Raw genomic sequence first — 24519 nt, forward strand, 5'->3', positions numbered from 1 at the left:
ATTTTATTGAGGAGGATGGTCCGAATGGTATACGAAGGGTTATCGGAATCTTACACGAACCTGTTGCATGCAGCAAAGGAAGCGATGTCTCGTGCATACGTGCCTTACTCCAATTTCCAAGTTGGAGCAGCGCTGCTCGATGACGAGGGACATGTCCATTATGGCTGCAATGTGGAAAATGCGGCATATAGCCCTACTAACTGCGCGGAGCGCACCGCCTTGCATCGCGCAATTGCTGACGGCAAGCGTCCGGGACAATTTCAGGCCATTGCCGTCATTGGCAGCACGGATGGACCAATCGCGCCCTGCGGTGTTTGCCGTCAGGTGATGGTTGAGCTTTGTGCGCCTGACATGCCCGTCATCATGGGGAATTTAAACGGTCAATGGACGATTTCGACCGTAGCAGACATATTGCCGGGCGCTTTCACGCCGGCTTCACTAGCAGAAAATGGGGAGCGTTAAATAAACTTATGAATCCTACAACATCAAATGAACGTGACAGCAAAAAATTCCGTTCCGGCTTCGTCGCTATCATTGGCAGACCTAATGTGGGCAAATCTACGCTGATGAATCATCTGATCGGCCAAAAAATTGCCATCATGTCAGATAAGCCGCAGACGACACGGAACAAAATTCATGGCGTATATACGTCGAACGATACGCAAATTGTGTTTCTTGATACGCCCGGCATTCACAAGCCGCAATCGAAGCTCGGGAACTACATGATGCAAACAGCAGAAAGTGCGCTTCGCGAGGTTGAGGCGGCGCTATTTTTGATCGATGCGTCCGAGGGGCTTGGCGGCGGCGACCGCTTCATTATCGAGCAGCTCAAAAAAGTAAAGACACCTGTCTTTCTCGTTATGAACAAGATCGATAAAGTAGAGCCAGAGCAGCTGCTGCCGATGATTACGCAATACAATGAGCTTCATGATTTTGCGGAAATTATTCCGATCTCGGCGCTCAAAGGAAATAATGTAGAGACGCTTCTGGAGCAGCTATCCCGCTATTTGCCGGAAGGCCCGCAATACTATCCTGCGGATCAGATTACGGATCATCCTGAGCAATTCGTATGCTCGGAGCTTATTCGCGAGAAAATACTGCATATGACCCGCGAAGAGATTCCGCACTCCATAGCCGTTACGATCGAGGACATGCGCGTAAAGGAAAATGGCGTCGTGTATATCGGAGCGGTAATATTTGTCGAGCGAGACTCCCAAAAAGGGATCATCATCGGCAAAAAAGGCGAGCTGCTGAAGGAAGTCGGAAAACAAGCGCGCAAGGATATTGAAGCGCTGCTAGGCTCGCGCATTTATCTCGAGCTATGGGTAAAGGTGAAGAAGGACTGGCGCAATCAAGAGCGCGTGCTGAAGGATCTTGGCTACCGACACGATTAATACGAAATGACGTTTTTTGTTAAGGATAGATTGAAGCGGATTATCGCATCCTATTACCGTCTGGAGCAGCATTTCTTGGGACGGAAAGGGATGAATACGTATGCGAAATTTTTCGTGGAAGTATTTTACGTTGACCGGGGATGTCGAGTCCTTCATGCTTTACAAGGAAATCAATCAATTTGGAGCCGATGACTCCAATGCTTTAGCTTTGGAACAAGACGAGCTTGCCGTGATGGAGTTGGAAGACACATCAGGCTGATGAATCAAAGGTATTATTGAATCGGATGATCATGTAGAGAAGGTTTGAAAAGATAAGCGGGCATCTATTCATCAGACTTTGCTATGCTTATTTTTAACCGCTAAGCGGATGTTCGTCGCCATGGGACGGCGAACCTCACGTTTTTGCTTTTTCAGGGGAGAGTTTGCAATATGCTGTATCGTGTCGAGGGAATCGTCATTCGAAGCATGGATTATGGGGAAGGCAACAAAATTGTTACACTGCTCACGAAGTCAAACGGCAAAGCGGGAGTACTTATACGCGGCGCGAAAAAACTGAAGAGCAAGCACTCTTCGCTCGCGCAGCCGTTTACATATGGCGAGTTCGCTTATTTCCGCAGCAGCGGACTCGGTACGCTGAATCATGGTGAGATTATTGAATCTCACCATGTTTTGCGTGAAAAGCTAGATTTGGCTGCGTATTCCTCTTATGCAGCGGAGCTGACCGATCGCTCTTTGCAGGATGATGAGGCGACCGGCTTTCATTTTGAACAGCTGAAGGCTTGCCTCTCAGCGTTCCAAGAGGGCAAAGATCCGCAAATCGTGACTCATCTTTACGAAATGCGTATTTTGGACTTGTCTGGCTATGCGCCGGCACTAGATGAATGTGTTAGCTGCGGCAATGTCGTGGGTCCGTTTAAGCTTTCGCCTTATGCGGGAGGAATATTATGCTCGAGATGCTCAGGCAAGGACCCGCACGCGGTACTGCTTGGAGAAGGCGCATACAAGCTGCTAAGGCTATTTCGCAGAATGGATATGAGAAGGCTTGGCTCTATTCAAGTTAAGCCGGAAACAAAAGCAGAGCTTAAACTAGCTATGCGCAAGCTAATGGATACACATCTCGGCTTGCAGCTTAAATCACGTAATTTTCTTGATCAGCTGGATAAGCTAATGTAAGTGTTTAAAACTTGGATTATTATGGTTTTATTGTACCTCTGAAATCGTAGGTCATGCTCCTACTTTTGCATGCTCGCGAGCTGTTATCTCCAGAGAAGCGTGCGGAAATTCCGCCGCCCATTATGGAAAAAATCGTCGCAGCCTTGTCTGAATCGGTATCCGTGACTTTCCTTTGGTCGATCGTTCCAGCAGGTCTTGCCTTGGTTTGTGTCCTTATGATGGGCAACGCGGGCATGAAGGACATTATCGGCAAGCGAGCAGGCAAACCGATTCCTTCCGAGGAGATTCGCAGCCACTAATTGTTGCGGTGTATGCCTCGAATTCCTTGTTTGACAATTGCCATAAAGAAGCATAAAATAATGCAATATGAATATTGGACAATGATGGAGAAAGTAATCGCTTCATGTCGACAAGATTAGCGAGCCGGGAATAGTGAAAGCCCGGATGGACAAAGCGGTGAAAGGGCACTCCGGAGTCGTATCGAACAAAGAGGGTTTGCTCGCAAGGAGCGAACCAAGTAGGGTGGAACCGCGGGATTAAAACTCTCGTCCCTACGTCTGGCAGCAGGCGTAGAGACGGGAGTTTTTTTTTCATGTCTTCGCCTTTGCCAAGAAAATGTCCAGAATTGGACCAATACACAGGAAAAAGGAGAGGATCAGCAATGAATTTTCAAAAAATGATTTTGACGCTGCAGCAATTCTGGGCCGAGCAAAACTGCATTCTAGTGCAGCCTTATGACGTGGAAAAAGGTGCGGGAACGATGAACCCGATGACTTTCCTGCGTTCCATTGGTCCTGAGCCTTGGAATGTCGCTTACGTGGAGCCTTCCCGTCGCCCGGCAGACGGCCGTTATGGCGAAAATCCGAACCGTCTATACCAGCATCATCAATTTCAGGTTATTTTGAAGCCGTCGCCAGACAACATTCAAGAGCTTTATTTGGAGAGCTTGAAGCAGCTTGGCATTGATGCAAACGATCATGATATCCGTTTCGTTGAGGATAACTGGGAGTCGCCTACGCTTGGCGCTTGGGGTTTAGGCTGGGAAGTATGGCTTGACGGCATGGAGATTACGCAATTTACGTATTTCCAACAGGTTGGCGGCATCGATGCTAACCCAGTTGCGGTCGAGATCACATACGGCATGGAGCGTCTAGCTTCTTACATTCAGCAAAAAGAGAATGTATTCGATCTGGAGTGGGTAGAGGGCGTAACGTACGGCGACGTCTTCAAGCAGCCGGAATATGAGCATTCCAAATATACGTTTGAAACTTCGGATACAGCGATGCTCTTCTCCTTGTTCAATATGTACGAGGAAGAAGCCAAAAAAACGATGGAGCATCATCTTGTATTTCCGGCATACGACTACGTGTTGAAATGCTCGCACACCTTCAACCTGCTCGACGCGCGCGGCGCGATAAGCGTAACGGAAAGAACGGGCTACATTACAAGGGTAAGAAATTTGGCACGTGCTTGCGCATCGACTTATTTTGAGGAAAGAGAACGTCTTGGATTCCCGTTGCTGAAGAAAGGAGTGGAGCAGCATGACTAGAGATTTATTGCTTGAAATTGGACTAGAGGAAGTACCGGCTCGTTTCGTGCGCGGCGCTATGAATCAGCTTAAGGATAAAATGGTGAAATGGCTGTCTGATTCCCGCATTGAACATGGAGACGTTAATGTATACGCAACGCCTCGCCGGATTGCGGTTCTTATTCATGATGTGGCTGAGAAGCAGTCCGATACGAATGAGGAAGCCAAAGGGCCTTCGCGCAAAATCGCGCAAGACGATCAAGGCAATTGGAGCAAAGCGGCACTCGGATTCGCCCGCAGCCAAGGCGTCGAGCCTGAACAGCTTTATTTCCAAGAGCTTGCCGGCGTTGAGTATGTGTATGCGAACAAAAGCAGCATCGGCGCTGAGACAGCATCCGTTCTGCCTGATGGCTTGCTAACGCTTATAACGTCGATGTCCTTCCCGAAAAATATGCGCTGGGGAAGCTATGAGCTTCGCTTCGTTAGACCGATCCGCTGGTTGGTAGCTTTGTTTGGCCAAGACGTAATTCCATTTGAAATTACGGGTGTTAAGACCGGCAAAGTATCCCGCGGACATCGTTTCCTCGGCAATGATGCGAACGTACAGGAGCCCGCAGAATATGTTGAACGCTTGCGTGAGCAGCATGTAATCGCAGATGTTACTGAACGGGAGCAGCTGATCGTTGCACAGATTGATCGTTTAGCGAAAGAAAAAGGCTGGGAGATCGCAATCAAGGAGGATTTGCTTGAAGAGGTGCTTTTCTTAGTTGAATATCCAAACGTATTGTTTGGCGGCTTTGATCCGGCATTCCTGCACATTCCGCAAGAGGTGCTTATTACTTCGATGCGCGAGCACCAAAGATATTTCCCAGTGTTTGATGGCGAAGGCCAGCTTCAGCCATTCTTCGTAACGGTTCGCAACGGCGACCTGAAATCGATCGAGCTTGTTGCGAATGGCAACGAGAAGGTTCTTCGCGCAAGACTTTCCGACGCGAAGTTTTTCTATGAGGAAGACCATAAGCTTACGATCGAGCATGCACTCTCAAAGCTGGAAAATATCGTATACCATGAAGAGATCGGTTCCGTAGCCGATAAGGTCAGACGAATTCGCGCCACATCCGACCTGTTAAGCAAGCAATTGCTATTGGATGAGCAGACTTCCAAGGAAATCAGCCGTTCCGCTGATATTTGCAAATTCGACCTCGTGTCGCAAATGGTGTACGAATTCCCAGAGCTTCAAGGTATTATGGGCGAGGATTATGCTCTTAGAGCGGGAGAGAGCAAATCGGTGGCGAAAGCCATTAATGAGCACTATCAACCGCGCTTTGCCGGCGATCTAGCGCCTTCCGAAATAACGGGAGCTATCGTAAGCTTAGCGGACAAAATAGATACGATCGTAGGCTGCTTCTCCATTGGCATTATCCCGACAGGCTCTCAGGATCCGTACGCGCTGCGGAGACAAGCGGCTGGTATTGTGCAAATCATTTTGGCGCATGGCTTGAAGCTTCAATTAAACGATTTGTACGATGCGGCTTTGTCCGTGCACGAAGCACGCGGTCTGAAGCGCGACGCTGCAGATATTCGCAAGGATCTTTCCGATTTCTTCGCACTACGCGTCAAAAATGTACTGTCTGAGCAAGGCGTTCGTTATGATGTCATTGACGCGGTTATGGCTTCAGGCTTTGCCGATTTGAAATCGACAATCGAACGTGCTTCCGTGGTGCAGGCTCTAGCTGCAAGCGAGGACCGTACATCGTTCAAGCAGACAGTGGAGCAATTCAACCGCGTCAGCAATTTGGGGTCCAAAGCGGCTGATACGACGGTCGATTCCTCTTTGTTTGCAGAGCCTGTGGAGACAGAACTATATGAAAAATGGCTGCAGCAGCGCCCAGCCTTCAAAGTGGCGATTGAAAATGGCGAGATGGATAAAGCAGTACAAAGCTTATCATCATTGAAGCCTTATATTCATACTTATTTTGAGAATGTTATGGTTATGGCCCCTGATGAGGCTGTACGCGCTAACCGTCTGTCTACCCTTGCCGGAATCGCTGAGGATATTGCGATTGTCGCTGATTTCTCTAAGCTCGTTTGGTAATATGCCCAGCCCAGGAGGATGATGGATCATGTCTCGTTCTAATCCGGAAGTGATCGTTTATGTCGTATCCGATGCCGCAGGAGATACAGGGGAGCTTGTCGTACGCGCGGCGATTGCCCAGTTTCATCCGATTAATACGGATATCCGCAGAGCTCCTTTTATAACGGATGAGGCAAGCTTGCAGCGAATCGCCGAGCAGGCTAAGCAAGCCGATGCAATCGTATTATTCACGTTAGTTATTCCGCATCTTCGTGACAGCATGCGGAAGCTGGCTGAAACCTACGCCATCGTCGCCATCGACCTGCTCGGCTCTTTTATCGAAACGCTGGAGCAGCGAACAGGACGCAAATCCCGTCAGGAGCCTGGTCTAAACCATGTTCTTGACGCGGATTACTTCCGAAAGGTGGAGGCTGTCGAGTTTGCTGTTAAATATGATGATGCAAGAGATACATCCGGCGTTCTGAAGGCCGATATTGTGCTTGTAGGCGTATCGAGAACTTCTAAGACACCTTTGTCGATGTATCTAGCGCATCAGAAGTTTAAAGTTGCGAATGTGCCGCTAGTGCCTGAATTGAAGCCGCCCGATGAATTGTTTAAGATTCCAAAACGCAAAATAATTGGACTTACAATCGGGATGCCATATCTAAATACGATTCGTAAGGAGCGCCTCAAGGCACTTGGCTTGCCGAATAATGCATCCTATGCCACTCCGGACCGTATAGAGAAGGAGCTTCGTTATGCGGATACGATTATGAAGCAGCTCGGCTGCGTTGTAATTGACGTTTCTCATAAGGCTGTTGAAGAAACGGCAAGTTTAATTATGGAATATGTGCGAATGCCTTAGCGGCAGGAGGCAGGATTTTTTATAGTTATGCCGTATATAATAGTACAGGATAAGAAATTGAAATCGAGCGGTGATCTCATATTCGACTAGTGCAACCAACCATTGTGGTCGACGCGGACGCATGTCCGGTAAAAGCTGAAATAGGCTCAACGGCTAGACTTTTCTCCGTTCGCGTGCTGATGGTCGCCTCACATGACCATCGACTGGAGCCGCAGCCGGGCGTAGAAATTGTTCAGGTGGATCGGAGCAATCAATCGGTTGATTTATATATTGTCAACCATATTGTACGCGGAGACATCGTCGTTACGCAGGATTTTGGACTGGCATGCATCGCGATCGGCAAAGGCGCAATCGTATTGTCTCCTAGAGGAGAGCAGTACTCGGACGAAAACATCGATTATTTGATGGAGCGGAGACATGAGCTTGCAAAACGTCGACGAACCGGAGGCAAAACAAGAGGTCCGAAAGCGATGAATAATGACGATCGTGATCGTTTTCAACAAAAGTTGACAAAAGTTTTACGAAATGAGCAGGAGAACCATGACGTATAGCGAATATTATTTACGTGTTACTAGGATGAAGGTGATGAACGATGACATACGGTAATAAAATACCGGAAGAGGTCATTGATGCGGTGCGCAAGCATTATGACATCGTAGAGACGGTCGGGAAATATGTTCATCTCACGAAGCACGGCAAATATATGAAGGGGTTATGTCCGTTCCATTCGGAGAAGACTCCCTCGTTTACGGTTACGCCGGAGCTCCAAATTTACCATTGCTATGGCTGCGGCAAAGGCGGCAATGTGATTCGCTTTGTTGAGGAAATGGAAGGCTATTCTTTTCCTGAAGCGGTTCGCGTGCTGGCCACTGATGCAGGAATGCCTGTCACTTGGGCTGCGCCCGACGGAGGCAAATCCACGCCGCATGATGCGGATCGAGCCAAGATCATTGAAGCGCATGAACTGACCATTAAGCTTTATCACCATGTGCTCAACAACACGAAGCAAGGACAGGCTGCGAAGCAATATTTGCGCGAGCGCGGACTCAGCGATAAGCTGATCGATCATTTTATGCTCGGTTATGCTCCTGAGGAATGGGACTTGCTGGCTCGGTTTTTAACGAATCGCGGCTTTGATTTAGCATTAATGGAAAAAGGCGGATTGCTTTCGGCTAAATCAGACGGGAGCGGGTATGTGGATCGGTTTCGCAATCGCATTATGTTTCCGATATGGGATCGAGACGGCAAAGCTACCGCGTTTGCGGGTCGCATAATAGGCGAAGGACAGCCGAAATACTTGAATACCTCGGAGACAATGCTTTTTACGAAGAGCAGAACGCTATACAACTTGCATTATGCGCGGCCAGCCATCCGCAAAAGCAAGCAAGTCGTATTGTTTGAAGGCTACATGGACGTCATCAAATCATGGAGTGCAGGCGTAAAAAACGGAATCGCGACTATGGGGACTGCATTGACCGATGAGCATTGCGCTATCCTCAAGCGACAAGCTGAGGAGGTCATCGTTTGCTATGACGGAGATGACGCCGGACAAGCAGCAGCATTCAAATCAATTCCGATGCTTGAAAGTTCAGGCTTAAAGGTGTCGGTGGCGATGCTTCCGAAAGGAAAGGATCCAGATGATTATATAAGCGAATACGGACCGGAGGCTTTCTTGCGTGAAACGATGGACCAGCCGGTATCTGTAACAAAATTTAAGCTTATATATTCAAGGAAAAACCATATACTGCTAAAAGAAGAAGGTAGAAAAAATTATCTGCTTGAAGCAGTACAAATTGTTGCTGAGCTTGATTCTTCAACAGAACGCGAGGTCTACTTAAAGGAAATATCCCGAGAGTTCGATATCTCTCTTGACGCCTTGAAGCAGGACTGTCATCAAATCAGGCAGGAGCTGCAAAAAAAGAAACCGCAAGGGGATAATAACGACAATTCGTGGAATAATGGTAGGAATGAAAAGCCCAGAAAATCTGGACCGCCCACACTTATGCCTGCATACACGCATGCCGAACGAAGGTTGCTGCATGTTATGATGCGAGACAGGGAAGTGGCGCAAGCGGTTCACGAGCGGTTGGGCGATGCGTTTAATGTAGAGGATCATGCAGCGCTTGCTGCTTATTTATACGCTTATTTTGCACAGGGCTACGATCCGGATGTCAGCCGATTTATTGCAACACTGCACGATGATCGATTAGAACGCGCAGCTGCATCTATTCTTATGATGGACGGTGACTTCCCGTTCGACGAAACGACGATGGACGCTTATATCCACGATATTATCAAAGTACCGCAATTTCGGGATATCGAGCGCAAGAAAGAAGAAATGGTACGTGCTGAGCGTACCGGCGATTTTTTGGCAGCAGCACAAATTGCAAGTGAGATTATAACCCTAGAGAGACAGCTTAAAGGTCGACAGGAAGATCGTTTCTAGGGGGGAGGGAGTCGGAACATGGCGAATGATCAACATACTGAACTAGATACCGAACAAAAACTGGATCATGTGAAGGATCAATTGATCGAGCAAGGCAAGAAGAGATCATCTTTGACATATAAAGAAATTATGGATAAGTTGGCTCCTTTCGATCAAGACCCGGAACAAATTGATGAATTTTTCGAACAGCTCGATGATTTTGGGATTGAGGTACTGAACGAAAACGACGAAGAAAATCCACTCGCAGCCCAAGGGGAAGAGCAAGAGCGTGAGCAGGACGACTTCAACTTCGATGATGATCTTGCATTGCCGCCGGGTATTAAAATTAACGATCCGGTACGGATGTACTTAAAGGAAATCGGCCGAGTTCCGCTTCTTTCTGCGGATGATGAGGTAGAGCTTGCACAGCGAATTGAGAATGGCGATGAGGAAGCAAAGCGGAGACTCGCGGAAGCGAACCTGCGCCTCGTTGTCAGTATCGCGAAGCGTTATGTCGGTAGAGGGATGTTGTTCCTTGATTTGATTCAAGAGGGGAACATGGGTCTTATCAAAGCGGTTGAGAAGTTTGACCATCAGAAGGGCTTTAAATTCAGTACGTACGCGACTTGGTGGATTCGTCAAGCCATTACGCGCGCGATTGCTGACCAAGCTCGGACGATCCGGATTCCGGTTCATATGGTTGAGACGATTAACAAGCTGATTCGGGTATCCCGTCAATTGCTCCAAGAGCTTGGCCGCGAACCGACACCGGAGGAAATTGCAGCTGAAATGGAGCTTAGCACCGAGAAGGTTCGTGAGATAATGAAAATCGCTCAAGAACCAGTATCGCTCGAAACGCCGATTGGGGAAGAAGATGATTCTCATCTTGGAGATTTCATTGAAGACCAAGAAGCGCTTGCTCCAGCTGACGCAGCTGCCTATGAGCTGCTAAAGGAGCAGCTTGAAGACGTGCTTGATACATTGACCGAAAGAGAAGAGAACGTACTGCGTCTTCGCTTTGGGCTCGATGATGGACGCACGAGAACGCTCGAAGAGGTTGGCAAAGTATTTGGTGTTACGCGTGAGCGTATCCGTCAAATTGAAGCCAAGGCTCTGCGCAAGCTGCGCCATCCAAGCCGCAGCAAGCGATTGAAGGATTTCCTCGAATAAAACTTAGATGTTAGAAAATAGCGACCTTTCTGCACGTGCAGCGAGGTCTTTTTTCTAAGAAACAGACCTTATACATAAGGACTTGCCGATAAGCAAGTAACCGAAAGGATAGCTGAATTCTATGAATCAGGATCGTCGGCAAATTATCGTAAAAGAAATTGATCACTGGCGGAGAAGCAAGCTGCTGCCGGATCAATATTGTGATTTTCTGATGAATTTATATGCTGATCAGGATGCAATCCAAACGACCAGAGAACAGCATCATACAGTAGGAAAAGCAATTGCCGCCGTCTCGCGGGCTACAGGCATGCAGTGGCTGCTTACTTTTGGAACTTTTACCTTAATTTCCTTTGTTGTGCTTTATTTTAACGAATTTCATCCATTATTGCAAATGGCCGTCGTGATTGGCGGAGCGGGTGCTTTTCTAACAATTGGGCAAAGGCTTCGCAAGCGAAATGAAGCTGCTGGAATGGCAATAACAAGCACGGGCATGCTGCTGCTTTTAGGCGGCGGATTGTACTTGCTTAATATTCATAGCCTCGATCAATGGGGCTGGAAAACAGGGCTGCTCGCCTTGTGCTCACTCTTTTGGATTATTTATGGGATAGCTGCCCGAATTCCTGTGCTTCATCTATGCGGCTGGCTGGCGGCTATACTCGTGTATGCTTGGCTGTTGTCGCAATTTATGGTGGATTCCAAATGGTATGAGGTCCAGCTTTACTGGCTTCCAATTGCTTGCTTGTTCGGTTGGAGCAGCTGGTTCGTCAATCGGTGGTCAAAGCAGGTGTCGGCAATTCTGTTTTTAACTGGCACGCTCGTTTGGTTTATGCCCGAGCTGTATGCGATGATGTTCGTAGATAACGCGATTTGGCTGCAGCTGCAGCTTATCTTGAAGATTGCTGTAGGCGGCGCATTATTATTTTCTATGCGAAAAAAATGGATGGTGTGGGTTGTATAATGTTAAAACTTTCAAGACGTCTGCAGCTAATTGCAGATTATGTAACTGAGGGCTCGCGGATCGCTGACATCGGCTCCGATCATGCGATGCTTCCCGTATATTTGCTTCAAATCGATAAATGTCCTGCTGCGATTGCAGGGGAGCTGAATCTTGGTCCCTTCGAGGCGGCAAGAAAGCAAGTTGCTGACGCTGGACTTACTGCCAGGCTGACAGTGCGTCAAGGCGATGGCTTAAATGTGCTGCAGCCTGGCGAAGCGGATACGGTCACCATTGCCGGAATGGGCGGCAGCTTAATGAGCAGCATTCTTGATGCAGGACAAGCAGTTGGCAAGCTGGAAGGCGTTAAGGAGCTTGTGCTGCAGCCTAATGTTGGTGAAGAAGCGGTTCGCGAATGGCTGCTAAAGCATGATTGGTATTTAAATGCTGAGAGTATCCTTGAGGAAGACGGCAAAATCTATGAGGTTATGCATGCGATTCGGGTTTCGGATGCCAATACCAGAAATAGTGAGCTGTACGATGGCAGCTTCTTGAAGCTCGAGCTTGATGCGGAAACGACATTTAAAGTATTGAAGCAGATGGGGCCGCATTTGCTACGTCATCCGAAGCAAGAGCTATTCAAAAAGTGGCGTCATGAGCTAAGCAAGCTGGAACGCATTTGCGAGCAGCTTGCTGGCTCAGAGCTTCCGGAATCTGCAATCAAGCGTGAGCAATTCCAAGCGGAGAAGCATGTGATTGAGGAGGTTTTGTTATGTTTGCCCACGGTCAAACCGTCATTCAATTGATGGAGCAGCTTGCCCCAAAGCATTATGCGGTGGAAAATGATAAAATCGGGCTTCAGCTTGGTACGTTGAATAAGACGATTACGAAGATACTCGTTGCTTTGGACGTAACGGATGCCGTTGTCGACGAGGCTATCGAGCATGGGGCAGAGCTGATCATCGCCCATCATGCGATTATATTTCGACCGCTCGCGAAGCTGGATACATCAACTGCTGCCGGCCGATTATATGAGAAGCTTATTAAAAATGACATTGCCGTATACATTTCGCATACGAATCTCGATATAGCCGACGGCGGCATCAATGATTGGCTTGCTGATCTCATCGGTATCGTACCTGATGGTCGCCAATGCTTGGAAGAGGTTCATACGGACAAGCTTTATAAGCTTGTCGTATTTGTCCCGGAGAGCCATCAGGAGCAAGTGCTTGAGGCGATTTGGCGCGCTGGCGCTGGCGAGATCGGCAACTACAGCAATTGCAGCTTCAACATAAAGGGAACGGGGACATTTGTTCCAGGTCCTGGCACGACTCCTTATATCGGAGCACAAGGCAAGCTCGAGAAGGTTGACGAAGTTCGCATTGAATCGATTGTGCCCTACAGCGTTCACCGCAAAACGGTACAAGCCATGTTAAAAGCGCATCCTTACGAAGAGGTTGCTTACGATCTGTACCCGATTGATTTGAAGGGTCGTTCATTTGGTCTCGGCAGAGTTGGCAAGCTTGCACAGCCTGTCACTTTAGGCGAGCTTGCAGAGAGAGCGAAGGAAATATTTGATGTACCGGCAGTTCGTGTAGTCGGACCGCTCGATCGCATCGTGCGGAAGGCTGCCGTACTTGGCGGCGCGGGTGCCAAATATGTTCGACATGCGGTATTTGCTGGGGCGGATGTGCTTATTACCGGGGATATTGATTATCATACGGCTCATGACGCACTCGCAGCGGGCATGACCATAATTGATCCTGGCCATAACATCGAAAAAGTAATGAAGCAGCAGGTAGCTGATTGGTTGAATAAGCAGCTTGTCAGCAGCAAATCCGAAACGGAAGCGATACCTTCATCTTTGAATACAGAGCCTTTTACCTTTGTATAAAAACAATAAAGGTTGGATGGATAAGTTGGCATTTACTTCAGGGTTGAGCTTTTGCGAAATACCTTGTATACTTAACGATGCTACGGAAAGTTTGACAGACAATCGCTGGCGGCCTTGTTGCCGCGAGAGGAAAGTCCGGGCTCCGCAGGGCAGGATGCTGGATAACGTCCAGTCAGCGCGAGCTGAAGGATAGTGCCACAGAAATGGACCGCCGATGGCCGGCTTTATTGCCGGTACAGGTAAGGGTGGAACCGTGGTGTAAGAGACCACGAGGAGCATAGGTGACTATGTTCCTGGTAAACCCCATCTGGAGCAAGACCGAGAGGACGCCGCAGCCCCTAAGCTGCAGCCTTAGCCTGAGGCGCGTCCGGGTTGGTTGCTGGAGCCGTGCAGTAATGTACGGCCTAGATAGATGATTGTCGCTTCATCGTGGGAGGGTCGTTCCCGTTTGGACCACCAGAAGTACAGAACCCGGCTTACGGCAAACTTTCCGCACGACATCCTACAACAACAAAGAGCACCCATCGCATGCGATGGGTGCTTTATTGTTTAATCGATCATTATCTGTCGTATTTGGAAACGATTCGATCCAGTCTGCGTTTGACTTGATCCGGATAGGTTTGAAGAGCGCCACCGAATTTAGTAGCGGCTTGAAGCGCTTTGTCGACGTCGATCTCACCGTAGCCGAAATAATTGTCCTTGCCTTTGTCGCCCAAATCAATGGCTGATTTGCGCATAATCTCCATAACCTCAACGCTGGATAGCTCTGGGTTGACGGAACGAATCAAGCCAGCTAGCGCAGCAACATGAGGACTTGCCATAGATGTACCTGACAATGCTGCATATTGACTGCCGGGATAGGTGCTTGCGATGCTGTCCCCTGGCGCTGCAACGTCAATATAGTCGCCGTAGTTGGAGAAGGAAGCCTTTTCCTTGCTGCTGTTCGTTGCAGCTACTGCGAACACCTCAGGATAGGCGGCTGGGTAGCCTGGCCGATCGGTATTATCGTTGCCGCTGGCTGCGATCATAACGACATCATGCTCGTAAGCATACTTGATGGCATCATGGAGGAAGTCAGCCTGCGCATAGTTGCCTAAGCTCATATTAATGACTTTAGCGCCGTGGTCAACTGCCCAAATGATACCTTGGGCAACGGAGTAGGTAGAGCCGGCACCGCTGCTGTCGAGCACCTTGACGGGCATAATTTTGTTATACCAGGATAATCCGGCTACACCCTCGCCATTGTTAACTGACGCGCCGATAATGCCAGATACATGCGTACCGTGGCCTACATCATCATCTGGATCTGTACCTTCATTTACAATGTTGGTCCCTGTTGTAAGTTTGCCTTTTAAATCTGGGTGGTTGCTTTGTACACCAGTATCAAGGACGGCAATAACGACTTGGTCACTGCCCTTCGATACGTTCCAGCCCTTCTCCGCCCTGATAGACGGCAAATTCCATTGATATTCCGAATATAGTGCATCATTTGGAATGATGGAATCTGTTTCGTTCGTCATATATAAGTAATGCGGTTCTGTATATTCCGTATTCCAAGATTTTTTGAAATAATGGACAAGCTGATCGGCATCAATGCTTTTGGAACGGAATACGAATGTATCTCCGATTTGCTTGACCGACTCCGCTTGGATGTCTTTCTTTACGCGATCCATCTCATCCGGTGTCAATGGCTTAGTGAAATGGACGACGACATCACGTACATGATAGTGGCTTGCGTTGCCATTGTCCTCTCCGCTGCGAACCGTCGTATCAATCGTTGAATTCGGCTTTACAGATTCAATTTTGTAATTGCCTTCGGCCGGATAGGGAATGAGCCGAAGATTACGCATTTGGTGCTTTTCGACTGACTTTACGATATCCTGCTTGATCACACCGACAACGCCGATGCCGGCATGCTTGGAATCAGGTACTCCAAGAACCATATACCGGCTGCCATCCTTTGCAGTAAAGACTGTCGATTCATATTTCGCGCCTTTGCTTACTTGAGTTTTGGCTTCTGAGACATAAGCTTCGGCTTGACCCTTATCCGATTCTGGAAGGGTGCCGCGATTAACACTCCGATTGCCGGATATCCAGCTAATGTAGGACATGTGCATATGCTCGTGCATCATATGCTTGATCTGTTGATCGGCAGCCGTTTTTGAGCCCATGCTCGTGCTCATAAGCTTTTGAAAATCTTTGGAGCATTCCGTTGAACAAAGCATAGCCGTTGCCTTCATGTCATCCTGAAGGGTTGCTAATTTGAGCGTATGCTCTCGTTTGGCGGAAAAGCTAGAAGTTTGAGGCGTTTTTTTAACATCCTTTGGAGCAACAATACGCGATGTAGGTATAAGCAAGGCGACTAAGGCTAAAATTGTTAGGGCACCTATCCATTTTCTAGACATGCTTGAAACCTCCATTGTTCGTTTCTAATTTGAGCTAAGTCTAATCTGTAGGTTCTGGTTTCAAAGCGGAAAATATGCGGACAAAAGAGTGAATCGCCAGTACCACTTCCATGTAATTTGTGGTACGATAATGATGACTGTAGTTTTTACGTGTGTTTGGACTATGAAAGGGGAACTACCTATATGCCATCTGCTAACGTCAAAGCGCTAACCGATTCAACCCGCACGAAGCTAAAGGATGCGGTAAATCAACTTGAACCGTTTCTGAATAACAATTCTTTGCTCACATTAACGAATGAAGATCAAGGTGAAGAAGCTCAAACGTTCTATAAAGGACTATTATCCGATTTGAGACATTTATTGGTGTTCTCTGAGGTCGCAGTTGAAAAGCTGGGAGTTTTGCTCAGACGGCCCAATTTTGATACAGATTATGCGGAACGCGTGCTGTATGAGGTTTACCATCAATGCGTAAGCGCGTTTTTCTATCCGAAGAACGAATGTTATTCCGAAGATGGTCGCTATGCCTATACGGGTCAGGATGCGATTCGCTTCCGCTTCAAGCCGAGCCGTGATTCCCGTGATATCGTACTTAACATTTCAAAAATTTTCGAGGAGCTGCGTGACGAATTGGCCTATTACGAAAATGACTACATGACGCAGCGCCGCATGCAAGGACAAAAATAAGGCAGAATGAATCACCTCCAGTCAGGGAAACTTGATAGTGGAGGTGATTTTTTTATGCCAAAAGGCGTAACTTGTAGCGTCGCTAACTGCAGCTTCTGGAAGGAAGGCAACAATTGCGGAGCAAGTGCAATCAATATCGAAATTGACCAGCATGCAAGTGCCAATATCAATGAAGAATTTGCTGGCGAAGAGCTGGGTCGACTTCATCAGGATCAAGCTGAGAAATCCAAGTCAACATGTTGTCTTACCTTTAAGCCAAAGGAGTGATGGTCGATGGGTAAATATGAAGACGATTATAGAAAGCTGTTGGATGACCGGGATCACTTGGCAGAGACAAGTCATCCTGTTATGGGGACGGATAGCTTGCCTGATGTAAATGAAGAAATGGCTGCAGATTTTGCTGTCAGCAATCCAGTTGTGCATGCGGAGCGGAGAGAAGACCGATACGTTGAACGAACAGAGCGGGAAGATACTCGGACAGGCGGTTATGCGCTTGGTTGGGTGTCGCTCGTATTTGCGATTGCGTCATGGTTTATTTGGCCGGTATTGATGGGAGCTACAGCAGCTGTGCTTGGCTTCATTGCATATCGACAAGGCGCTCGCGGACTCGGTGGTTGGGCTATGGCGATCGGACTAATTGCTCTTGCTTTAAATTTAATTATCGTGCCCTTTTACTACGCGATTACCTGAGTGAAATAAACAAATAAGCTCCTTCCCAGCAAGTGGGAGGGAGCTTATTTGTTTATTTATTTATTTATTTATTTATTTATTTCAACGCTTGCTCGCGATGCTTCTGCACCTCTACATTCAATGCAAGCATTTGCCTGTCGAGCAAATGGATCATATCGGCTGAGCCCTTTAGCTGCTCCTGAATATGTGGCGGAATTTGTTCATTAAATTTATAATAGATCTTGTGCTCCAAGCTCGCCCAGAAATCCATCGCAATCGTGCGAATCTGAATTTCGACGAGAACATTTTCTGTCCGATCCGTCAGGAAGACAGGAATTTCGATTAGCAAGTGAATGCTCTGGTAGCCGTTAGGCTTTGGGTTGATGACATAATCCTTAATCTCAACGACTCTTACGTCGCTTTGCTTGCTGATCATATCGACGATTTGATAAATGTCGGTTGAGAAGGAGCAGATGACGCGTACACCTGCAATATCGCGAATATGCTCTTTGGCATCTTCAAGCGTTATATCCAGCCCTTTGCGTTGAAGCTTCTGCATGACGCTCTCAGGCGCTTTAATTCTAGTTTTCATATGCTCGATCGGATTGTAGTCATGTATAAATTGAAATTCTTCGTTTAAAATGTTAAGTTTCGTTTCTACGGCATCTAGCGCAAATTTATAGGTAAGAAAAAAATGAGCCCATTGCTTTAGTTGATTGGTTTTCATTAGCAGATCACTCCTGAACTAACATTTATGTATATGCTTATAATGGTCGATATTATAGGCCAAGTCAAATTTATGGAAAATGGTACTGTCAACAGATAGGAGTGTTAACGATGATTATAGACATCCAAAACGTATCATGGGATCGAAACCATATACAAATTTTGCAAAATATGAACTGGCAGGTAAACGAAGGCGAGCATTGGTGCCTGCTTGGGCTGAATGGCTCTGGGAAAACGACGCTTCTGAATATGATTAACGGTTATATATGGCCTACTGAAGGCACTATGTCGGTGCTTGGCAAAACGTTTGGCGAATTTGATTTGCGCGAGCTTCGCAAAAGCATCGGCTGGGTCAGCACTTCGCTGCAGCAGAAGCTGTACGGCAGTGAAACGGCTATAAAGATTGTGCTTAGCGGCAAGTTTGCTACAATCGGCTTATATGATCAGACCGATTCCGAGGATTTGGAACGTGCTGAAGCTTTGATGAAGGCGCTGGGCTGTACAGCTTTGATGGAACGAACCTATGATACAATGTCTCAAGGCGAACGACAGCGGATATTAATTGCCCGGGCGCTAATGGCATCGCCTAAGCTTCTGATTTTGGATGAGCCTTGCACCGGTCTTGATGTATTTGCACGCGAGCAGTTGCTGCAGATGGTAGCCGCAGTTGCAGCGGAGGAGAGTGCACCGACAATCATATATGTAACGCATCATGTCGAGGAAATTTTGCCCGTGTTTACGAAGACGCTCTTAATTAAAGAAGGACAAGTCTTTGCGGCTAGCGAGACAACCGATGTGCTGACTTCGGCATTAATGAGCGATTTTTTTGAGGTGCCGGTACATATTCAGCGCCGAGACGGGAGGAATTGGCTTTCTGTGAAGGGGGATTTATGGAATTAGGCTTACAAGAAACGGAGCAGCAGCAGCTGCCTGTACCAAGCAAATGGCAAATAACGAAGACTTGGCTAAATATCCGCTATACGACAAGGAACGCTCGTGATCATTTTGTGTGGCGAATCGCGACAGGCAGCACCGCATTATTCGGGTCTATATCGATGCTGGCTGCTGTGCTCGGGATGCCGACCGGTTTAGGTACAGCAATAGACATTATCGTATTTTTGATAGTTAACGCTGCTGCTATGAGTATAGCTGCCGTATTGTTATCATTCCTTTTTAATCTTATGTATTTGCCTTTGCCGCGTAGGTTCACTTCTGTTTGGCTTTATGTGTCGGTTGAAACCTATCTTATTTTATATTTTGCTGAGCTAGGCATTCTAATGTCGATTATTTTCGCTTTGGCATTCACGCTATCGGGCGCTCTCGCTGGCTGTTTATTTGGCTTCCTGATCAAAATGAGAATGAGATCGGGAAGCAAGGCGATTCTTGCATTTTGTTTTGCCTGTATGATTGCCGTGGGCTTCGTATATTTGGATTGGCCGAGGCCAGCACCTTTGCCGCAAAGAGAGAGCATGCAAAACGATCAAATTGCAGCCGGCAGCGTTGCAGTATTGGATGCTCCTAATCCAGCTGAACAAGGAAAGCTTGGTTTTCAAGCTTTTACTTATGGAAGCGGGAAAGACAAGCATAGAGCGATTTTTGGAGATGAGGCGGATGTGCTGTCCGCAGCAGTTGATGCGTCAACCTATATTACGAAATGGTCATCGCTCAAAACCCGATTTTGGGGCTTCGATGAGCATGCCCTTCCCTTAAATGGCCGGGTATGGATGCCAGAGGGTGTTGGCCCGTTTCCAATTGCGCTAATCGTTCATGGCAATCATCTTATGGAGGACTTCTCTGATGGCGGATATGGCTATCTAGGTGAAATGCTCGCAAGCAAAGGCATTATTGCGGTTTCTGTGGATGAAAACTTTCTCAACTATTCTGTGTGGTCAGGCATTCCGAATAATGATATGAAGGTGCGGGCTTGGCTGATGCTGAAGCATCTGCAGCAAATTAAGCAGTTAAACGAAACAACAGGAAACCCTTTTACGAATCGGGTAGATTTAGAGCAGGTGGCTTTAATCGGTCATTCGCGCGGCGGTCAGGCCGTTGCGATGGCTGCGGATGCAGACCGATGGTTTAAAGATGACAAAACGCTGGACAGCCTAAAAGGCATTGCAGTAAAATCCGTTATTGCGATTGCGCCTACGGACAAGCAGGTAGACGATAAGTCGGCACGTTTAACTGATGTGAACTACTTGACCCTTCAAGGAGCTAGAGATGCCGATGTCAACAATTTTTACGGCGACCGTCAATTTAGCCGAACAACCTTCAAGGAGCAATCAGGCAAGTTCAAAACGGCTTTATATATTGCAGATGCGAACCATAGTCAATTCAATTCAGACTGGGGAAAAATGGACGAACGCCCGCCGGGCGGTTTGTTTTTGAATCGTCAAAATCTATTGGAAGCGGATGCGCAGCGTCAAATATCCAAGGTTTATGTGTCGGCATTCCTGCAAGCGACATTGCTTGGCGATGAGCGCTATCAGCCTTTGTTTAAAGATTATCGGACTGGGCTGGCATGGCTGCCGGATACGATGTACACGAATCGTTACGAGGAATCAGCGTTTACCGAAATCGCTCGGTATGACGATGGCAAACGAAAAACGGTTTTAAAGGACGGCGGAAAGGCTAGTGCGTCCGGAATGAAGGAGTGGCAGATCGTATCTGCCGAGGACCGGGACGGAAAAAACAAAGGCACTAAAGGAATGGAACTGGAGTGGGCTAAACCTGGTGCTGAGTATGAGCTGGAAATACCTCTTCGTGTGAGAACAGAAGTGGACGACATAGCAGAAGGCAATCTTGTTTTCTCTATGGCCAATCTAGAGCGTGATTTAATTGCAAAAGAGGAAGCAGATGACAAGGCTGAGGTGGCAAATGATACGGAAGTGGTTAAGGAGCTGCCGCCGCTGCCTGAAGTTGAAATCGAGCTTACAACAACGGATGGAGAGAGCAGGGAGCTGGAATTAGCCGATATCATGCCGGTTTCGCCTTCTGCCTATACGGCCTTTATGTCTCTGTCCTGGCTTGAAGAGCGAATGAAGGAAGAGAAGTACAAGGAATCTAATGAGCCTGTGTTTCAAACCTATATGCTTCCTATTGAGGAGTTTGGCACGGAGGAGAATGCAATTGCTGCTCAGGATATCAGCCGGATTACGTTCCGATTCGTCAATGGTCCTGGAAAAGTGATGCTCGATGATATTGGATTTATGCCATAAGTACGAAAAAAAAGCGGGATGCCTGGCAGAAGGCAGTCCCGCTTTTGTATCCTGATCTAGCTCAGCTGCTCGTACTTGCCTCATCTTCTTTGAAGGTGAAGCTTCTTGCCGCATACAAGAATGGTGTCGAACAAAGCGATACGATAAATTTTATGACGTAAGTCGACAAGAAAATCGAAAGCCAAAGCTTATTATCATACCCGTCTGCGCCAGCAAAGGCAATCGTACAAAAGATGAACGTATCAACAAGCTGGCTTACGGCAGTGCTTCCGTTGTTGCGAATCCAAAGCTGATTTGGGGCAGGACATAGACGCTTTAATACCGAATAGATTTTAACGTCAAGAAACTGACTGACAAAATAGGCGCATAAGCTGCCTAAGGCGATCCGGGGCATTAGACCGAACAACGTTTCCAGCGCGCCCTGCACCTCAAGAGGAAATGGTTCATTCAGCGGATTAAAGAGAAGTGCCATTTGCATAATAATAGTTGTGGCAATGAGCGTGAAAAAGCCAAACCACACAGCTTTCTTCGCTGCTTTTTCTCCATATTTCTCATTCAATAGGTCAGAAGCCAAGTAAATCGTTCCGTACATGGTGTTCCCAAGCGTAATCGCTATAATCATGCCAAATACATGAATGTCGATTGTTTTTACAACTTGAATATTAGCAAGCACAGTGGCCATGCCGATCCAAGCGTATATGCCTATTCGCCCAAAAAAACGATAGGATAAAAGGAATAATGAAAAATGCACGAGCATAAAGATCGCGCCGAACCACAAATTAAACATACTGCCTATAACCTCCTAGTTTTGATAACGCGGGAGTTTTCGAACCGCGGATTGCAAGAATAGTGTGTATAACTTCTGACTTGTTTTTCTGCCTTTGTCATTATAAACGCTTCTTATGAGCGCGGCAATAGATTTCATAGGCGTTTCACTTGAACGGCAGAAGTTGGTAGAATGGATGTTCTGTTTTAAGCATGGTATGATTATGAACTGGTCAACCTTACTAAATAGCTAAGGAGTGTTATCATGACGAATCCAAATGAACAGCTGCAGCAAGAGCAGCAGCGTGTAAATGATGTGACGGGAATCATCCGCTCACGTATAGAGGAATTTCAAAAGCAGGTCGGCGGGATGCGCGAGGATATTGTCGATATCCGCCGTAATTTTTGGGACGATGTAACGTTAAATTTTGAGGATGCGGCAGAGTCTGCCGAGTCGCACGCAAGCATGAAGCAGCAGGCTGAAGTGCTGTCTGAACGTGAGAGAAGCCATCGTCATGCAGAGGAGCAGCTCAAAACGCTATTAAAGCTGGAACATTCTCCGTATTTCGGCCGAATCGATTTTGTGGAGCAAGGACAAACGAAATCGGAGCCGATCTATTTAGGAGTCGGATCGCTGCTTGATGGGAGCGGCTATGATTATTTAATCTATGATTGGCGTGCGCCGGTCTCAAGCCTTTATTATGATTACGGCCCGGGTCCGGTACAATATGTAACGCCGACCGGATCGATTAACGGCGAAATATCGCTCAAGCGCCAATATATTATTCGTGAAGGACAGATTCACAGCATGTTCGATACGGGTGTGACCATAGGTGACGAGCTGCTTCAAGAGGTGCTGGGCAAGCAATCCGACGCTCAGATGAAAAGCATCGTTGCGACGATCCAGCGGGAGCAAAACCGCATCATTCGTAACGAACGCGCGCGGCTGCTAATTGTACAGGGAGCTGCGGGAAGCGGCAAAACGTCTGCCGCGCTTCAGCGCGTAGCCTATTTGCTGTATCGTTATCGGGGCTGGCTGAATGCCGACCAAATCGTTTTGTTTTCACCCAATCCCATGTTCAACAGCTATGTTGCAACGGTATTGCCCGAGCTTGGCGAGCAAAATATGCAGCAAACAACTTACCAGCAATATCTGGAGCATAGGCTCGGCGAGACGTTTGATCTTGAAGATCCTTTTTCACAGATGGAATATACGTTGGCTGCTGATCGCGATAGCGAATATGAGGCTAGAATTGCAGCGATTACTTACAAGTCCAGTACATCCTTCATGCATCTGATCGATGGCTATGCAGCGGCGCTTGGTCATGAAGGACTGGTGTTTAAAGCTGTTGCATTTAAAGGACGCACACTGATTTCTCAGACCGACATTGCGGAGCAATTTTATAAATGCGATCATTCGATTTCTATCGGCAACCGCATGCGCTTAACGGCGGAGTGGATGCTGAAGGAACTGACTAGGCTTAGCCGCGTGGAACGCGAGCAGGATTGGGTGAAGGAGCAGATTGAGCTGCTCGATCAAGAGACGTATGCCAAAGCCTTTGAAGAGCTTCAGCGAAAAAATCGGTTTGCGGGCAATTCCTTTGATGATTTTGATGCGGAGCATGATTATTTAGCGGCTATGGTCGTACAGGCAAAATTCAAAAAGCTGCGCAGAAGAGTGAAGCGTTTGTCCTTTCTTGACGTTCCGGCAATCTATCGGCGCTTATTCGACAATAATCAGATTTTGCTGGATCGCTTGCAGGCAAGCAAGCATGAGCTGCCGGACAAGTGGAAGGAAATAAGCGAGCAAACGATTGCGATGCTGAGCAGCGGGAATATTTTCTATGAGGATGCGACACCGTACTTGTACTTAAAAGAAAAGCTGGAAGGCTTTCATACAAATACATCGGTTAAACATTTATTTATTGACGAGGCTCAGGACTATTCGCCATTCCAGTATCATTACCTTAAGCGTATTTTTCCTAACTGTAAAATGACCGTGCTTGGCGATTTGAATCAGTCGATATTCGCTCATGCTGTCGCTGGCAACGGCTTTGAGCCGTTATCGGAGCTTTATAGCGAGGAAGAGACGGAGAAAATTGTTCTAACAAGAAGCTATCGCTCAACTCGGCCAATCGTAGCCTTCACGAGCCGAATGATTGATGGGGGCGACCAGATCGAGCCTTTCAATCGAGATGGCGAAGAGCCAACGATTACTAAAGCGGCAGATGAATCGGAGCTTGTGCAGGAAATGAAGGAAAGAATCGATCAATTGGTAAAATCGGGCTATCAATCGATAGCAGTCATATGTAAAACGGCTGCCGAAAGCAACCGTTTGCATGCAGCCTTGAAGACCTATCTTCCAAAGCTGCGACTAGTCCAGAAAGAAACGGTTACCTTTGAAAAAGGTATTATTGTCATTCCCTCGTATCTTGCGAAAGGTGTCGAATTTGACGCTGTGCTTATTAGCAATGCAAGCCAAGATTGCTATGGGCAAGAAAGCGAGAGAAAGCTGTTTTATACCGCTTGCACAAGAGCGATGCATGAGCTGCATCTGTTTTATACCGATGAGCTCACGTCATTTATCCGGTAGCC

General features: G+C 47.4%; 23 protein-coding genes and 1 other RNA gene. 21 read left to right on the forward strand and 3 right to left on the reverse strand.

All coding sequences use genetic code 11. The annotated features are described in order from the left end of the window. Positions 1 to 24: 24 nt before the first annotated feature. The 15 genes from cdd (at position 25) to rnpB (ending at position 13951) form a co-directional block, all read left to right on the forward strand. Positions 25 to 462, forward strand: coding sequence for a cytidine deaminase (cdd, locus tag AC1TPC_RS11485; protein ID WP_482066996.1), 438 nt, complete (start codon positions 25 to 27; stop codon positions 460 to 462). An 8-nt stretch (positions 463 to 470) separates the two neighbouring features. Further along, complete coding sequence (gene era, locus AC1TPC_RS11490) at positions 471 to 1394, forward strand: GTPase Era (RefSeq protein ID WP_482066997.1); 924 nt, start codon at positions 471 to 473, stop codon at positions 1392 to 1394. 100 nt (positions 1395 to 1494) lie between these two features. Continuing rightward, positions 1495 to 1653 (forward strand): YqzL family protein, encoded by a 159-nt coding sequence (locus AC1TPC_RS11495; RefSeq protein ID WP_482066998.1) that lies wholly within the window; start codon positions 1495 to 1497, stop codon positions 1651 to 1653. 170 nt (positions 1654 to 1823) lie between these two features. Next, the gene (recO, locus tag AC1TPC_RS11500) at positions 1824 to 2567 is read left to right on the forward strand and encodes a DNA repair protein RecO (RefSeq protein WP_482066999.1); all 744 of its coding nucleotides are present in this window, start codon (positions 1824 to 1826) and stop codon (positions 2565 to 2567) included. Between the two features lie 53 nt (positions 2568 to 2620). Continuing rightward, positions 2621 to 2866: a hypothetical protein gene (locus AC1TPC_RS11505; protein WP_482067000.1), complete on the forward strand. Its 246-nt coding sequence runs from the start codon at positions 2621 to 2623 to the stop codon at positions 2864 to 2866. Positions 2867 to 3228: 362 nt separating this feature from the next. Beyond that, complete coding sequence (gene glyQ, locus AC1TPC_RS11510; protein WP_053376811.1) at positions 3229 to 4116, forward strand: glycine--tRNA ligase subunit alpha; 888 nt, start codon at positions 3229 to 3231, stop codon at positions 4114 to 4116. After that, complete coding sequence (glyS, locus tag AC1TPC_RS11515) at positions 4109 to 6190, forward strand: glycine--tRNA ligase subunit beta (protein WP_482067001.1); 2082 nt, start codon at positions 4109 to 4111, stop codon at positions 6188 to 6190. Before glyQ ends, glyS begins: the two co-directional genes overlap by 8 nt. A gap of 28 nt (positions 6191 to 6218) precedes the next feature. Beyond that, on the forward strand, positions 6219 to 7034 hold the full coding sequence (locus tag AC1TPC_RS11520; RefSeq protein ID WP_482067002.1) for a pyruvate, water dikinase regulatory protein: 816 nt from the start codon (positions 6219 to 6221) through the stop codon (positions 7032 to 7034). 101 nt (positions 7035 to 7135) lie between these two features. Continuing rightward, positions 7136 to 7585 carry a YaiI/YqxD family protein gene (locus AC1TPC_RS11525; protein ID WP_482067170.1) on the forward strand — a complete coding sequence of 150 codons (450 nt, stop codon included), beginning with the start codon at positions 7136 to 7138 and terminating at the stop codon, positions 7583 to 7585. A 41-nt stretch (positions 7586 to 7626) separates the two neighbouring features. After that, on the forward strand, positions 7627 to 9480 hold the full coding sequence (gene dnaG / locus AC1TPC_RS11530; RefSeq protein ID WP_482067003.1) for a DNA primase: 1854 nt from the start codon (positions 7627 to 7629) through the stop codon (positions 9478 to 9480). An 18-nt stretch (positions 9481 to 9498) separates the two neighbouring features. Next, positions 9499 to 10629 (forward strand): RNA polymerase sigma factor RpoD, encoded by a 1131-nt coding sequence (gene rpoD / locus AC1TPC_RS11535; RefSeq protein WP_053376806.1) that lies wholly within the window; start codon positions 9499 to 9501, stop codon positions 10627 to 10629. Positions 10630 to 10750: 121 nt separating this feature from the next. Further along, positions 10751 to 11587 (forward strand): hypothetical protein, encoded by an 837-nt coding sequence (locus AC1TPC_RS11540; RefSeq protein ID WP_482067004.1) that lies wholly within the window; start codon positions 10751 to 10753, stop codon positions 11585 to 11587. Beyond that, positions 11587 to 12369 carry a tRNA (adenine(22)-N(1))-methyltransferase gene (locus AC1TPC_RS11545; protein ID WP_482067005.1) on the forward strand — a complete coding sequence of 261 codons (783 nt, stop codon included), beginning with the start codon at positions 11587 to 11589 and terminating at the stop codon, positions 12367 to 12369. The genes AC1TPC_RS11540 and AC1TPC_RS11545 overlap by 1 nt, the downstream gene beginning before the upstream one ends. Continuing rightward, the gene (locus tag AC1TPC_RS11550; RefSeq protein WP_482067006.1) at positions 12336 to 13457 is read left to right on the forward strand and encodes a Nif3-like dinuclear metal center hexameric protein; all 1122 of its coding nucleotides are present in this window, start codon (positions 12336 to 12338) and stop codon (positions 13455 to 13457) included. The genes AC1TPC_RS11545 and AC1TPC_RS11550 overlap by 34 nt, the downstream gene beginning before the upstream one ends. An 86-nt stretch (positions 13458 to 13543) precedes the next feature. After that, positions 13544 to 13951, forward strand: an RNA gene (gene rnpB, locus AC1TPC_RS11555) — RNase P RNA component class A. A gap of 66 nt (positions 13952 to 14017) precedes the next feature. Here rnpB and AC1TPC_RS11560 read toward each other — a convergent pair. Continuing rightward, the gene (locus AC1TPC_RS11560; RefSeq protein WP_482067007.1) at positions 14018 to 15862 is read right to left on the reverse strand and encodes a S8 family peptidase; all 1845 of its coding nucleotides are present in this window, start codon (positions 15860 to 15862) and stop codon (positions 14018 to 14020) included. A 183-nt stretch (positions 15863 to 16045) separates the two neighbouring features. Here AC1TPC_RS11560 and AC1TPC_RS11565 point away from each other — a divergent pair, with 183 nt between their 5' ends. From AC1TPC_RS11565 to AC1TPC_RS11575, 3 genes are read left to right on the forward strand one after another with little or no spacing between them, the layout of a single operon-like run. After that, positions 16046 to 16546: a YpuI family protein gene (locus tag AC1TPC_RS11565; protein WP_169081952.1), complete on the forward strand. Its 501-nt coding sequence runs from the start codon at positions 16046 to 16048 to the stop codon at positions 16544 to 16546. Between the two features lie 54 nt (positions 16547 to 16600). Continuing rightward, positions 16601 to 16813 (forward strand): DUF1540 domain-containing protein, encoded by a 213-nt coding sequence (locus tag AC1TPC_RS11570; RefSeq protein WP_482067008.1) that lies wholly within the window; start codon positions 16601 to 16603, stop codon positions 16811 to 16813. A gap of 6 nt (positions 16814 to 16819) precedes the next feature. Continuing rightward, positions 16820 to 17236: a DUF4190 domain-containing protein gene (locus AC1TPC_RS11575; RefSeq protein WP_482067009.1), complete on the forward strand. Its 417-nt coding sequence runs from the start codon at positions 16820 to 16822 to the stop codon at positions 17234 to 17236. A gap of 76 nt (positions 17237 to 17312) precedes the next feature. Here the strand turns inward: AC1TPC_RS11575 and AC1TPC_RS11580 are convergent, their stop codons facing one another. Beyond that, positions 17313 to 17942, reverse strand: a complete 630-nt coding sequence (locus tag AC1TPC_RS11580) for a GTP pyrophosphokinase (RefSeq protein ID WP_482067010.1) — start codon at positions 17940 to 17942, stop codon at positions 17313 to 17315. 110 nt (positions 17943 to 18052) lie between these two features. Between AC1TPC_RS11580 and AC1TPC_RS11585 the strand changes: the two genes are divergently transcribed. Both AC1TPC_RS11585 and AC1TPC_RS11590 read left to right on the forward strand, forming a co-directional pair. Then, positions 18053 to 18841, forward strand: a complete 789-nt coding sequence (locus tag AC1TPC_RS11585; RefSeq protein WP_482067011.1) for an ABC transporter ATP-binding protein — start codon at positions 18053 to 18055, stop codon at positions 18839 to 18841. After that, positions 18832 to 21159, forward strand: a complete 2328-nt coding sequence (locus tag AC1TPC_RS11590; protein ID WP_482067012.1) for an alpha/beta hydrolase — start codon at positions 18832 to 18834, stop codon at positions 21157 to 21159. Before AC1TPC_RS11585 ends, AC1TPC_RS11590 begins: the two co-directional genes overlap by 10 nt. Positions 21160 to 21220: 61 nt before the next feature. On the opposite strand, the gene AC1TPC_RS11595 is transcribed toward AC1TPC_RS11590, so the two are convergent. Continuing rightward, positions 21221 to 21946, reverse strand: a complete 726-nt coding sequence (locus AC1TPC_RS11595) for a queuosine precursor transporter (protein ID WP_482067013.1) — start codon at positions 21944 to 21946, stop codon at positions 21221 to 21223. Positions 21947 to 22189: 243 nt separating this feature from the next. Between AC1TPC_RS11595 and helD the strand changes: the two genes are divergently transcribed. Then, positions 22190 to 24517: an RNA polymerase recycling motor HelD gene (helD, locus tag AC1TPC_RS11600; protein ID WP_482067014.1), complete on the forward strand. Its 2328-nt coding sequence runs from the start codon at positions 22190 to 22192 to the stop codon at positions 24515 to 24517. Positions 24518 to 24519: the final 2 nt, after the last annotated feature.

Source organism: Paenibacillus sp. Y280 (assembly GCF_056786335.1).